13 protein-coding genes and 2 tRNA genes are annotated in these 12,590 nt (G+C 44.7%); 7 read left to right on the forward strand and 8 right to left on the reverse strand.

The features are described 5' to 3' along the window. Nucleotides 1-266: NADPH-dependent FMN reductase (locus tag Q4B82_RS08115; protein ID WP_303065948.1), on the reverse strand; the 266-nt coding region annotated here is incomplete at its 3' end. 219 nt (nucleotides 267-485) lie between these two features. Then, nucleotides 486-1,358: a pirin family protein gene (locus Q4B82_RS08120; RefSeq protein ID WP_303065949.1), complete on the reverse strand. Its 873-nt coding sequence runs from the start codon at nucleotides 1,356-1,358 to the stop codon at nucleotides 486-488. 384 nt (nucleotides 1,359-1,742) lie between these two features. On the opposite strand from Q4B82_RS08120, the gene Q4B82_RS08125 reads away from it, so the two are divergent. Both Q4B82_RS08125 and Q4B82_RS08130 read left to right on the forward strand, forming a co-directional pair. Beyond that, nucleotides 1,743-1,988 carry a recombinase RecA gene (locus tag Q4B82_RS08125; RefSeq protein WP_303065950.1) on the forward strand — a complete coding sequence of 82 codons (246 nt, stop codon included), beginning with the start codon at nucleotides 1,743-1,745 and terminating at the stop codon, nucleotides 1,986-1,988. A gap of 174 nt (nucleotides 1,989-2,162) precedes the next feature. Beyond that, nucleotides 2,163-3,038 carry a LysR family transcriptional regulator gene (locus Q4B82_RS08130; protein WP_303065951.1) on the forward strand — a complete coding sequence of 292 codons (876 nt, stop codon included), beginning with the start codon at nucleotides 2,163-2,165 and terminating at the stop codon, nucleotides 3,036-3,038. A gap of 199 nt (nucleotides 3,039-3,237) precedes the next feature. Here Q4B82_RS08130 and Q4B82_RS08135 read toward each other — a convergent pair whose 3' ends face one another. Further along, entirely contained in the window at nucleotides 3,238-4,221 is a 984-nt protein-coding gene (locus Q4B82_RS08135; RefSeq protein WP_303065960.1) for a L,D-transpeptidase, read from the reverse strand. A 215-nt stretch (nucleotides 4,222-4,436) separates the two neighbouring features. Here Q4B82_RS08135 and aspA point away from each other — a divergent pair, with 215 nt between their 5' ends. Then, a complete protein-coding gene (aspA, locus tag Q4B82_RS08140; protein ID WP_303065952.1) occupies nucleotides 4,437-5,840 on the forward strand; it encodes an aspartate ammonia-lyase in 1,404 nt (467 codons plus the stop codon). Between the two features lie 277 nt (nucleotides 5,841-6,117). After that, complete coding sequence (gene rlmD / locus Q4B82_RS08145; RefSeq protein WP_303065953.1) at nucleotides 6,118-7,440, forward strand: 23S rRNA (uracil(1939)-C(5))-methyltransferase RlmD; 1,323 nt, start codon at nucleotides 6,118-6,120, stop codon at nucleotides 7,438-7,440. Nucleotides 7,441-7,534: 94 nt separating this feature from the next. On the opposite strand, the gene Q4B82_RS08150 is transcribed toward rlmD, so the two are convergent. The 5 genes from Q4B82_RS08150 to Q4B82_RS08170 form a co-directional block, all read right to left on the reverse strand. Then, nucleotides 7,535-7,888 (reverse strand): YbjQ family protein, encoded by a 354-nt coding sequence (locus Q4B82_RS08150; RefSeq protein ID WP_303065954.1) that lies wholly within the window; start codon nucleotides 7,886-7,888, stop codon nucleotides 7,535-7,537. An 87-nt stretch (nucleotides 7,889-7,975) separates the two neighbouring features. Next, a complete protein-coding gene (locus Q4B82_RS08155; RefSeq protein WP_303065955.1) occupies nucleotides 7,976-8,725 on the reverse strand; it encodes an NAD-dependent epimerase/dehydratase family protein in 750 nt (249 codons plus the stop codon). A gap of 1 nt (nucleotide 8,726) precedes the next feature. Beyond that, a complete protein-coding gene (locus Q4B82_RS08160) occupies nucleotides 8,727-9,809 on the reverse strand; it encodes an AI-2E family transporter (protein WP_303065956.1) in 1,083 nt (360 codons plus the stop codon). Between the two features lie 129 nt (nucleotides 9,810-9,938). Further along, nucleotides 9,939-10,013: transfer RNA gene (locus Q4B82_RS08165), tRNA-Glu, on the reverse strand. A 13-nt stretch (nucleotides 10,014-10,026) separates the two neighbouring features. Beyond that, nucleotides 10,027-10,103, reverse strand: a tRNA-Arg gene (locus tag Q4B82_RS08170). A 101-nt stretch (nucleotides 10,104-10,204) separates the two neighbouring features. On the opposite strand from Q4B82_RS08170, the gene Q4B82_RS08175 reads away from it, so the two are divergent. The 3 genes from Q4B82_RS08175 to Q4B82_RS08185 all read left to right on the forward strand — a co-directional run. Beyond that, on the forward strand, nucleotides 10,205-11,581 hold the full coding sequence (locus Q4B82_RS08175) for a PolC-type DNA polymerase III (protein ID WP_303065957.1): 1,377 nt from the start codon (nucleotides 10,205-10,207) through the stop codon (nucleotides 11,579-11,581). A gap of 145 nt (nucleotides 11,582-11,726) precedes the next feature. Next, the gene (locus Q4B82_RS08180) at nucleotides 11,727-12,197 is read left to right on the forward strand and encodes a CAP domain-containing protein (RefSeq protein WP_303065958.1); all 471 of its coding nucleotides are present in this window, start codon (nucleotides 11,727-11,729) and stop codon (nucleotides 12,195-12,197) included. A gap of 170 nt (nucleotides 12,198-12,367) precedes the next feature. Then, the coding region (locus Q4B82_RS08185) for an NADP-dependent isocitrate dehydrogenase (protein WP_303065959.1) at nucleotides 12,368-12,590 on the forward strand (223 nt) is incomplete at its 3' end.

The following is a 12,590-nucleotide window of genomic DNA, read 5'->3' on the forward strand; positions in this document are numbered from 1 at the left end:
GCGTTTTTCAGCATGGCAGAGACTTGGCCGTTGTGTTCGGGGCTGACCCACAGAAAACCGTCCGCGCTTTTGATGGCTTCACGAAAACGATGGTAGGCGACCACATTTTGCTCGTCCAAATCGCGGTCGTACAAGGGTAAATCGGCAATATCCAAAATATTCAATTGGATACCAGCAGGTACATTGTTTTGCAAATGACGCACAACGGCGTGGTTGAAAGATGTTTTGCTGGCTGAACCAATCAATACGGCAATGTTTTTACTCATGTTTTTTCCTTATATTAAAATAGGGTGTTTTGAAGAGGGTATTTATCGTGAAGTAAAATAAACAAGATGCAAGGCGACCACGCTCGCCGTGTACAAATGGTAGATAAGGGCGTGGGCAACGAAGCAGATTGCTTATTTTAATTTACTATAGAAGATGGATTTTATCTTTGAAATGCCTGTCCGAAAATCAATATTTTCAATCCTTCAGGTAGCCTAAAATCAATGCAAACTGCCTAATTCGCCGCGTTTAAATAATTCAATGCTTTCGCGGATTTCTTCAGGCGTGTTCATCACAAAAGGTCCGTAAGCGGCAATCGGTTCATCAATTGGCACACCCGAGAGCAAAATTAATTCGGCAATTTCATCAGTTTGATTGTGCAAAACAATTTCGCCACTTTCACGCTCAAACACCACCAAATCTTTGTGTTGTGCGATTTGGGTTTGGTTAATCAACACTTTACCCACGCGCACCGCCAAGCTGACATTATGGTCTTCAGGTAGCCTTAAACGCATTTGGGCATAGGGATTAACGAAAATGTCCCACAAATTCAATTCGCTGTATGTTTGTGCCGCACCTTGTACATCACCAAATTGTCCACCAATAATCCGCAGGCTGCCTGAAGCATCAGACAGATGCACAACGGGAATTTGTGCTTTACTTAAATGTTGGTAACGCGGTGGCACATTCTTGAATTGTTTGGGTAAATTGACCCAAATTTGCGCCATTTCAAATGTGCCACCTGTTTTGCTGAACGCTTCGCTGTGAAATTCTTCATGTACCGTGCCGTTACCTGCGGTCATCCATTGCACATCGCCTGCGCCAATCACGCCTTCTGCACCGCTGCCGTCTCGGTGCGCGACTTCGCCGTGATAGGCGATGGTTACGGTTTCAAAGCCGCGATGCGGGTGTTCACCCACACCACGCGGTGCGCTGAAATTGGCGGCAAATTCGTGCGGCGCAGCGTAATCAAACATCAAAAAGGGGCTGGCTTGGCGTTTTTCGCCCATATGGGAAAACAGCGGTGTAACGCGGAAACCATTTCCAACCCAATGCGTTTGATTATTGGCATAAATTTTTTGAATGCGGCGCATGATGATGCTCCTTTTTGTGTGGTTTAATGTGTTATTTTTGGATTATAATTGTGCCAAATTTTTTGATAAATGGCTAAATTGGAAAAGATTAATGCACATATGGGATAGTCTGGGCTTCAGGCAGCCTGTATGCGTATTGAGGCTACCTGAAGCGTAGATTGAAGAGGTTTCTTAAAATAAGCATGGCAAGACAACTACGCCCACAGCGTATAAAGTCATTGGCAACGAAGCGGATTTCTTATTTTAATTTACCATAAAATGCGCGTCAGCTTGGACGCCTGATTAAGCATTTTTGACGCAGAAGTTGGTGATTTTGACGAGAAAACAACCGCGAAACGACACCGCTTCGCTGTCAGCAGCCCCTAACAAAGAGAATCAATCATTATGTCTTTGACTGAACAACAAAAACAGTCTTTATTGTCTGAAAAAGGCATTGGGAAAACCGTATTGAAACGTTTAGAAGAAATGGGCTTGGACGATGTGGCAAAATTATCTGCCGCTAATCCGAATGTGGTTTTGCAACTTGGTGCAGAAATCACAGGCTCAACGTGTTGGAAAAACAGCCCACAAGCACGCGCAGCAATTGAAACGGCAATTGCATGGGCAAAAGCACAACTCAAACAACCGTAGACAGCATAAATTGACAGATTGTCATAAAGATGTTTCAGTCCGTTTGTACCAGTTCACATTCAGGCTACCTGAAGAATAAGAATCCGTATTCACAATCTGATTGGATTTTTGCGTCAATCATCCATGATTGGCAAAAAATTTGCCTTTTATTCACATGATTTTGCAATAAAAACCATGATTTCCCTAGACCAAATGGCAATGTTTGTTGCACTCGTGCAAAACGGCAGCTTTGCCAAAACCGCCGAAAAATTAAGCATACCACAGTCCACATTATCAAGAAAAATCAATGAATTGGAACACAATTTAGGGCTAAAATTGTTACACCGCACCACGCGCAAAATGGACTTGACCGAAGCAGGACAATTCTATTTTGAACGCGCCGCCGCCATTGTGCATGAAGCCGAATGCACACATCAAATGCTCAATGGCATGAAAATTCAACCCGATGGCGTATTAAAAATGTCCGTACCAGTGGAATTTGCCCACGATTATTTAGCACAATGGCTGCCTGAATTTCGGACGCGCTACCCCAAAATCAGCGTACAAATTGACGTGTCGCCACACAAAGCCGATTTAATGACCAACGGCGTGGATTTGGTCGTTCGCGCAGGCGAAATCCGTGAACCACATTTGATTGCCCATCAATTGATGACTACGGATTTTTATCTTTACGCATCAAAATCTTATTTGCAAGAAAACGGCATACCCACAAGCATAAGCGATTTGGCGCACCACGATTGTTTGGCATTTCAGGGCGTAAAACAATGGACTCTGTGGCACAATCAATACAGTGAAACGGTGCAAATTGATGCGGCATATCAATCAAACAGTTTTACTTTGTTGATGAAATGGGCACAAGCCAACATGGGCATTGCCTTGCTGCCTGAAATGGTGGTGTCGCCCGATGACAGGAACTTGGTTAAAATCTGCCCCGATTGGCAAGGACAGTCTGTGCCGATTGCGATTTTAACCGCCACACGCTTGTTGCCGTTAAAAGTGAAGTGCATGGTGGCATTTTTGAGGGAAAAAGTGGAGAAAAGGACATTCTAGGCTGCCTGAAAGTGGTAAGCACAAGCACTTCACTAAATAAATCTTTTATTTTTATGGCATTTTCAAGATTGTTATCCCAAAGTTTATGTTATCGTTATGCACAGTCGCAGAATTGAAAAGCACTACGGCTTTGCTCATTCCCTTATATACTTAAATTGCATTTCTACAACTTATGAATTGCTTCATCAGAATGATGCCATTAGCGTTCCAATGGTTTGAGCATACGGCCATTGGTTTCAAAAACACTGGTGGTGGGCACGGGTAAGGTCATCTCATCGGGACGACTATCAAACACAGAAGTACCTTGAAATTTGTCTAAATCGTAGGCCGCTTCCACTTCAATCGCGGTGCCTTCGGGCAAAATTTCATCTGCTTGTGGGCGAACCGACATACCGCCTTTAGGTAAGGTACGTTCATGCGAGCCACTGTTCCATGCCAAAGAATGCAAATCACCTTGAATTTTCCCACTTGCTTGACAAGTCAAGCAGACGGGCGTACCCAGTTTTTTATTCAAAACTTGGTTAATTAAAGTAGGCGAAATGGTTTTACCATTTGCTTGTCCCCATGCGTTAATGGCTTGTTTCAATTTGTTTTGTGGTAAGCTGCGTTTATTGTAAGGGTCTTTGAATGCAGCCAGCCACAAATTGCCACCACCGTCCACATTTAAAGCAGCCAGTTCATAGCTAACAACTGCAGGCGAACCACTGGTAATGGTACGCGCAAATTCCAGCGCATCGGGCGACTTCATACGCACACAACCATGACTGACCACACCTGGCACACTGCTGGGATTGCTTGTGCCATGTATGCCCAAACCCAATTTGGGATTACCCAAACGCACAAAAACAGGTCCGAGCGGATTTTTTGGACCTGGTGGCACGGTTTTCACGCCATCGCCACGTTCACGCTGAATAGACAAGGGAATATGCCAAGTTGGGTTAAACGCTTTTGCGCCAATGGTGTGTTCACCCAAAGTGGTTTGCGTGATGCTTTTGCCTACGCCAACAGGATAAACTTTCCTTAATTTGCCATTTTGATACAAAAACAATCGCTGTTGTGGCACATTAATGACCACCTGAAAACCCGAAGCTGCTGGTGCAACATCAGGAACAGGCGTAGTTTGCGCGGCTTGTGCCATATAAGACAGACTCAAAACACTTAATCCAATCAGAATTTTTTTCATTTGCATGATGATTTGTTAAATTAAGAAAAATCAAAAGTATGATGATACAACAAACCACCTGCTTTGTTGTTTTTATCTCATTTTTACAACACCCAAATTCTAGGCTGCCTGAAACAATCTTTCAAGCAGCCCATTGCACAAAAGAAATAATCATACTTAAATTAAATCAAATATAATCGCTTTTTTAGTCAATTATGCCAAAAAAGGATACAATCATGGCAACACGAACCGAATACGATTTATTGGGCGAACGCAACATTCCCAACGAAGCTTATTGGGGCATTCATACTTTACGTGCTGTGGAGAATTTTCACATTTCCCGCGAAACCATTTCCGATTTTCCATTATTCATCAAAGGCATGACGGAAGTCAAAAAAGCCGCAGCCCAAGCCAATGGGCAACTGGGTGTCATCAAAAGCGAAACCGCTTATGCCATTGAAGTAGCTTGTGATGAAATCTTATTAAAAAACCGTTGTTTAGACCAATTTCCATCTGACGCATTTCAAGGTGGCGCAGGCACTTCGGTAAACATGAATACCAACGAAGTCATCGCCAATCTTGCTCTGGAACACTTGGGACACGCCAAAGGCAGTTACAACATCATTAACCCTATGGACGATGTGAACGCAGGACAATCTACCAACGATGCTTATCCAACGGGAATGCGTTTGGCATTTTACCGTGCCAGCGATGAATTATTGGTAAAATTGGGCGAATTGCAAACTTCATTAGAATGCAAAGCCAATGAATTTAAAGATATTTTAAAAATGGGACGCACCCAATTACAAGATGCTGTACCCATGTCTTTGGGACAAGAATTTGCTGGTTTTGCCGCACTATTGGCGGACGAACGCGCCCACATCAACCATGTGCGCCAAGATTTGCTGACCGTAAACTTGGGGGCAACCGCCATTGGCACAGGCGTGAACACCGCACAAGGTTACGCCCCTTTGGTGGTAGAAAAATTATCCGCCGTTACAGGTTTGCCTTGTAAACTGGCACCCAATTTGATTACCGCAACTTCGGATTGTGGCGATTATGTGAGTCTGCATGCTGCTTTAAAACGCACTGCTGTAAAATTATCCAAAATTTGCAATGACTTGCGCTTATTGTCATCAGGTCCACGCGCAGGTTTAAAAGAAATCAACCTGCCTGAAATGCAAGCAGGCTCGTCCATTATGCCAGCCAAAGTCAATCCCGTGATACCCGAAGTGGTTAACCAAGTGTGTTTCAAGGTCATCGGCAACGATACCGCCGTTACCTTTGCAGCCGAAGCGGGACAATTGCAACTGAATGTGATGGAACCCGTTATCGCACAATGTATTTTTGAAAGCCTGCGTCTGCTTGCCAACGCCTGCGACAATTTGAACCAACGCTGTATTCAAGGCATTACCGCCAATACAGAAACCTGTCTCAACAATGTCTTAAATTCCATTGGCATTGTGACTTATTTAAATCCGATTATCGGGCATCACAATGGCGATAAAGTTGGTAAAATCTGCGCCCAAACAGGCAAAAATGTACGCGAAGTGGTATTGGAATTGGGTTTGATGGACGAAACGCAGCTGGATAAAGTGTTGTCGCCACAAAATTTGATGAACCCGCATTTACCACAATAACCTTATATTTTAAATTGCAGAAGTGAAAAAGCAGTACACGGCGGACATTGTTGCCGTGTACTGCTTTTTCATTCTACAACTATGAAACTGTATTCGTAAGATTGATGGCTCGATTTTATTGACCACTTTTGCGAATATAAGGCGGCTTTTTAAGCCAACGCAGTAGATGCATAAAATGGCGATAAAAGTAAGCTATTTTATGATAATGAACATAGGCTCTCTATTTCATGCTGTCTTTTCAGGCTGCCTGAAACACTTTGGGCTATAATGCCACACCATGAATACCGAAACACCTCAAACCATTTTGGTCACCGTTCATGCTCTGGATTACGAAGGTCGCGGCGTGGCACGCGTAAACGGCAAAACCGTTTTCATTGAAGGCGCATTGCCTTTGGAAACCGTATCAGCACGAATTGTACAACGCAAAAGCCATTTTGATGAAGCACAAACCCAAACCATCATCAAACCGACAGCATCACGCATTACACCAGCTTGTCGCCATTATCAAGATTGTGGTGGTTGTGCCTTGCAGCACGCCGAATTTTCCGCCCAAGTTGCCCATAAACAACGGATTTTTGAAGAACAATTACAACGATTGGGCAAAGTTTTCCCAGCTCAAATCCTGCCACCTTTATACGGCGCAGCATGGGGCTACCGCAATCGCACGCGACTAACCGTTCGGCTACCTGAAAACAGCAAAACGGCACACATCGGTTTTCTGGGCAAACGCAGCAAACGCGTGGTACATCTTCATGAATGCCCAGTATTGCACCCTACGCTTTCAGGCAGCCTGAAAACCCTGCATGATTTTGTCATGCAACACACACAATCAGACATCAATGCGATTGAATTGGCAACAGCTGACCAAGCGGCTTATGTCAATTTCATCACGCGCAACACGCTGCCTAAAAAAGCCCTGCAACAACTTTCAAGCAGCCTGAACGCCCTCAACACCGCAGATTGGCAAATCTGGCAACAACAAGGCAAAAAAGCCATATTGTCCACCCCAAAAAATGCACCACCTTTGGCATACAAGCTGCCTGAATTTGGTTTACACATACCCTTTCAACCCAATGATTTCACACAAGTCAATCAGGCTTTAAACGAAATCATGGTATCGCGTGCCGTTCGCCTATTGGACGTAAAACCCCATGAAAAAGTCGCAGACCTCTTTTGTGGGCTGGGCAATTTCAGCTTACCTCTCGCCAAAACAGGCGCACGCGTTTTAGGTTTAGAAGGCTCGCCCGAATTAACAAGCCGTGCAACGCATAATGCACGCGCCAACGGCATACACAACGCCAATTTTGTTACCACCGATTTATTTCAAACTACCCCAAAAACGCTGGCAACATGGGGCAAGTTTGACAAAATGCTGCTAGACCCACCACGCGCAGGCGCATGGGAAGTGGTTCAATCCTTACACGCGCCATTTTTGCCACAAAAAATCGCCTATGTATCCTGTAATCCTGCTACTTTCGCACGCGATGCCGCCATTTTGGTACAAAAAGGCTACCGTTTTCAGGCAGCAGGCATCATGAATTTGTTTGCTCAAACTGCACACATTGAAGCAATTGGGGTATTTGAATTGATTTCACAATAATTTTTTGATGAATGCAGGTTTAAATCAGATAGAGGACACAAATTGCCATGATGAACCACAATATGGTCGTTTCAAACATGGTATTTCAATTTTTTTAGGTGGCGATTTTAACGGCTGTACCACAGACCACGACCATCATCATGCCATTGGTTTCGCCCAATACTTCGTAATCAAAGTCAATGCCGATGATGCCGTTTGCGCCAAGTTCTTTGGCAGCGGCTTTCATTTCATCTAGGGCTGCATTACGTGCGCCAGCCAATGCACGTTCATAACCGCCTGCACGTCCGCCTACTACATCACGTACGCTGGAAAACATATCGCGAAAGATATTGGCACCAATAATTGCTTCGCCGTGTACGATGCCCAAGTAAGCGTCAATTTGAGCATCAGGGGGCGTTATGGTGGCAAGGAAAAAGGGGGCTTTTTTGTTTGATGAGAACCAGCCCATTTTGTTATTCCTTATTCAAAATCATGAAAATAGGGTTGTTGGGTTTCAGGCAGCATGGCGATGTGCAACCCATTTGGGAACAGGGTTTTAGGTCAAGTCGGTGTATAAACTGGTAATGATGCGCCCGTTTGTATCGGTGTCGCTAGTATCCCAATGGGGTTCAGGTAATCCGAGCGATTGGGCTTCACGGCGGTAAAAAACTTGGCGACTTAGATGGTCGTTTTCCACAATATTGCGTATGCGTGTGCCGTTGGGGTTTAAGGCTGCCTGAAACAAGGCAGCAACAGCACGGTCGCGGTGCAGCATATTAACGGCTTGTGCTGCGCCTTTGATATTTTGACGTTGGAGCAAACTGTTAATGGGGTGGCGTTCAGCGGCATACAGTCCAGCCAAACGCAAGATGTCGGTATGGTCAATACCTGTATTCAGGCAGCTTTGTTCGGCAGCAACAATGCTTTGGGCAGATTGACTTTCGGGATTTAAGCTACTGTGTTCATCGCATTGTCGCGCTTGATTGCCATAAACGCTGATGCTGCTGGCGTAAATCAGATGCTTGATTTGGCTTTCGTGGGCATGTTGTGTGAGTTGGGCGATAGTGGCAGTGTAATCTTTAATGCCCGTTGGAGGCAATAAAATCACCCATGTGGGATAATTGCTCCATTCAGGCTGCCTGAAAGTAGGAGAGAGTGCCACGAAGTCCATGTGAATGGGCAAATTGATGTCGTCTGATGTTTGTTGGCGTTTCACGGCGCGAACGTTCATGCCGTATTGGTGGCATCGTTCTGCCAAAGGACGACCGAGAAAACCCATGCCGATAATCAAGATTGATGTGTTCATTTTATGTTTCCCGATTGTAAAAACGGCTGTTTAAATAAGTGCGCTTGCCTTCGTGTATCAGAACCAAGCACACAGCCGCCAAAGGTAACGCAACCAACATACCGACAAAACCCATCAGTTGTCCAAATGCCATCAGCGAGAAAATCACCCAAAATGGCGATAAACCGATGCGGTCGCCCACAATTTGTGGTGTGATGAAAAAACTTTCTAAAAATTGTCCAATACCAAATACACCCCACACCATCAATAAACCGTGCCATGAATCAAATTGTAAAACGGCAGCCAATGTTGCCAGCAGCAGACCTGTGAACGCCCCCAAGTAGGGAATGAACACCAAAATGCCTGCCACCATGCCAATTGCAAAACCTGAATCCAAACCCACCAGCATTAAACCGATACCGTAAATCAGCCCCATAATTAGCATAACCATTAACTGTCCACGCAAAAACTCGCCCAATACGGTGTCCATTTCGCCCGTTACACGGGTGTAAATGTTTACATAACGGCGTGGCACAAGGCGATGTGCGCCTTTTGACCACAAAGGCCAATCGCGCAGAAAATAGTAGAGCAACAAAGGCAACAACACCAAATTGCCCAAACCCACCGCTAAGGCACTGCCTTGTTGCATCAAAACAGGCATGGCTTTTTGTAAATGGGTTTGAATGAGTGAAGCGTTGGCACGCAGCCAATTGGTAACAGTGGCTTCGTTAATGGCAAGATGTTCGCCAAAACGGGCGTTGTACCAAGGTAAAGCCCGATTTTGCACCCAATCAACCACAGCAGGAATGCGCCCAATGATGTTGTTTACCTGTTCAATCAACATCGGCACAATAACCAACAATAAACCAATCAGCAGCATGAAACTGAACAACATGACCCACAACGCACCACGTGTACGGCTGATGCGTAAGCGACACAATTTGTCCACCAAAGGATTCAAAATATATGCCAAAACCGCCGCCACAATAAAGGGCGACAGAATGGGACCGAGCAGTTTGAAAAATGTGATGAGAAAAGTCAGTAACAAAAAACCTGCTAACCAAGGCAGCCATGGGCGTTTTTTAGCGCGATTTGCGATGTACATGAAATACTGTCCTGCTGAAAACAAAAATACATTGTAACTTGAAAAGGACATGATTGTGTTTCAGACAGTCTGAATTTTATAGATAAACAGAAAACCCCTACTGATTTCAGTAGGGGTTTTCTTAAAAATTGGCACGCCCACGGGGAATCGAACCCCGGTTACCGCCGTGAAAGGGCGATGTCCTAACCGCTAGACGATGGGCGCGGAATAAATTTTCTGGCGCACCCGGAGCGATTCGAACGCCCGACCCTTTGGTTCGTAGCCAAATACTCTATCCAACTGAGCTACGGGTGCAGCAAAGGTTGGCATTATCTTGGTTTTCAGGCAGCCTGTCAAGCAAGATACACAAAAAAATGTGTAAATTGTATAATATCATTAAATAAAAGGATATTTTTATGAGTGATTTGCAAGACTTGGCTGCTTTTTTCCAACAACATTATGCTGTTCCTGTGGTGATTCTAGATTTGGAAACCACTGGTGGCGATGTGTTTGGTGACCGCATCACGGAAATGGCATTTTTACATTTTCATCAGGGACAAATTACTGCTGTGCAGCAACTGATTAATCCAGAACGTGAAATTTCGCCGTTTATCACGAATTTAACGGGCATTAGCAATGAAATGACGGATTCTGCACCTACAGCAGCGGCATTTTTACCTAGTGTGATGCACTTTTTGCGTGGCAGTTTATTGATTGCCCACAACAGCCGTTTTGATTACCACTTTTTACTCAATGAATGTCGCCGCAATGGTTTGATGTTGGGTATGCCTTCTTTGTGTAGCGTGCAACTGTCGCGCAAATTGTATCCCGAGCATCATAAACACAGCTTGGAAGCGATTTTGCAACGTCATAATATTGATGGTGGCAGTCGGCATCGGGCGATGAGTGATGTATTGGCTTTGGCACATTATTTGCAAATTGCCTTAAAACAACGTGGTGCCGATTTATGGCGACAACAAGCGCGTTTATTGACACAGGCTTGGCTGCCTGAAAGTGTTTCAGGCAGCTTGAAAGCATCGTTGGTAAACATTGCCGATGCTGCAGGCATCACAATTTGGCGAGACCATGCTGGTGTGGTATGCGACATTAAGGTACATCAATATGCCTATCGTGAAACCGTAGCGCATTTGCACCATTTAAAACGTTTAGGTAGGCTGCCTGAAAGTGTGGAATTTGTAGCGGCGGTTGGGGTTTTGCATGCGGCGATGTTGCGAGCACAAAGTTTGCATAAATGGGGTTTAAAGATTGAACAAAGCAGCACAGGGCGACACAGCGTGTATTTTGATACCGACCCACAAGATGGCTGCCTGAAAGCGCGTATTCGTCCTTTGAAGAGTGGGTTTCATGCCGAACCGCCACGGGGTTTGTTTTTGCACCCCAAAGGTGCAAAGCGAGCATTAAATGATTGGGCGCGTGAACAAAGTATCTGCCCTACGCAACTGGGCATTTCCGAAACGCTGCCCAAAGGTGTGCCTTGTCCTGTTTCTGTCGTATCGACTTGTGTGCCAGCCTGTCAAACGCAAGACCATTTGGCGCATAACCATTGTGTTCAGACGAATTGGCGCAGTTTGCGTTCTGCCGATTGGGGCAAAATGGCGCGTGTACAAATTACCGAAACCGACCCCATAAGCGGACAAAGCATCACATTATTGTGCCAAAACGGCATGATAAGGCTGCCTGAAAGCCCAATTTGGTACACCGACAGTCATGTTTTGGGTGTTTTGAAAGATAAGTTCAAACACGCCAAACAAGACATTCAAATGATTGAATGAAAAGAGTACAGTTGCCGATTGCATAGTCACAGAATTGAAAAAGCACTACGGTGTTGCCAACGTCCTTCGTTGCCGCCTTATATTGCTTTTTCACTTTTACGACTGTATGTCAGACAGCTTGATTTTTGAAAAACAGGAATAAATCATGAAAACCAAAATAAGTTTGGCGATTTTGTTGTGGCTCAATGCCACCGCGCAAGCTAATGAAACAGAGTGGCTTAATGCCATCAACCAAATACGCGCTGAAGGACGAAAATGCGGCAAAATAAATTATCCACCAGCCCAACCTTTATCCAGTAATCGTTTGTTGCAACAAGTTGCACAAAATCATGCCAACGAGATGGCAAAGGACAATTTTTTCAGCCACAACGGTCAAAATGGTTCTACACCATTTTCTCGCATTAAAAAAACGGGTTATACCTATTTAATGGCATCAGAAAACATCGCAGCAGGCGATGAAAATTTTGAAAAAACCTTAATGCGTTGGCTAACAAGTGAAGGGCATTGTGCCAATATCATGGATGACAATGCGACAGAAACAGGTATCGCCTATGCCTACTCGTCCGATAGTCGTTACCAACATTATTGGGTGCAAGTTTTTGCTTTACCGCGTTAGGCGTTCATAACCATTTAACCCAATTACCATTACTGTCTTCCAATATTCATTAAGTCTTAATTACAAATGCAAAAAAACACAAAAATATGCCATAATGCAGCGTCTGTTTGATGAGCCTCTCGCTTTCAGGCAGCCTTACAAGAAAAAATTCAACCACAGGAGTTTACACCATGAGTACCATCATCTACACCCACACCGATGAAGCCCCAGCGTTGGCAACCCAATCGTTTTTGCCGATTATCCGCGCCTTTGGCAAACACGCCGATGTGCAGTTTGAATTGGCAGACATTTCGCTGGCAGGTCGCATTTTGGCGGTGTTTCCTGAATTTTTACAAGAGAATCAACGCATTCCTGACGCATTGGCACAGTTGGGCGAATACGTTTTGCAACCCG

It is taken from the genome of Alysiella sp., assembly GCF_030525755.1.
Taxonomy (GTDB): domain Bacteria; phylum Pseudomonadota; class Gammaproteobacteria; order Burkholderiales; family Neisseriaceae; genus Simonsiella.

What these genes read in the sequence shown, in the direction of transcription:
- Q4B82_RS08120 (WP_303065949.1), bottom strand. Translation starts at nt 1,358, where the DNA reads ATGCGCCGCATTCAAAAAATTTATGCCAATAATCAAACGCATTGGGTT.
- Q4B82_RS08125 (WP_303065950.1), top strand. Translation starts at nt 1,743, where the DNA reads ATGTCTTTGACTGAACAACAAAAACAGTCTTTATTGTCTGAAAAAGGC.
- Q4B82_RS08130 (WP_303065951.1), top strand. Translation starts at nt 2,163, where the DNA reads ATGATTTCCCTAGACCAAATGGCAATGTTTGTTGCACTCGTGCAAAAC.
- Q4B82_RS08135 (WP_303065960.1), bottom strand. Translation starts at nt 4,221, where the DNA reads ATGAAAAAAATTCTGATTGGATTAAGTGTTTTGAGTCTGTCTTATATG.
- aspA (WP_303065952.1), top strand. Translation starts at nt 4,437, where the DNA reads ATGGCAACACGAACCGAATACGATTTATTGGGCGAACGCAACATTCCC.
- rlmD (WP_303065953.1), top strand. Translation starts at nt 6,118, where the DNA reads ATGAATACCGAAACACCTCAAACCATTTTGGTCACCGTTCATGCTCTG.
- Q4B82_RS08150 (WP_303065954.1), bottom strand. Translation starts at nt 7,888, where the DNA reads ATGGGCTGGTTCTCATCAAACAAAAAAGCCCCCTTTTTCCTTGCCACC.
- Q4B82_RS08155 (WP_303065955.1), bottom strand. Translation starts at nt 8,725, where the DNA reads ATGAACACATCAATCTTGATTATCGGCATGGGTTTTCTCGGTCGTCCT.
- Q4B82_RS08160 (WP_303065956.1), bottom strand. Translation starts at nt 9,809, where the DNA reads ATGTACATCGCAAATCGCGCTAAAAAACGCCCATGGCTGCCTTGGTTA.
- Q4B82_RS08175 (WP_303065957.1), top strand. Translation starts at nt 10,205, where the DNA reads ATGAGTGATTTGCAAGACTTGGCTGCTTTTTTCCAACAACATTATGCT.
- Q4B82_RS08180 (WP_303065958.1), top strand. Translation starts at nt 11,727, where the DNA reads ATGAAAACCAAAATAAGTTTGGCGATTTTGTTGTGGCTCAATGCCACC.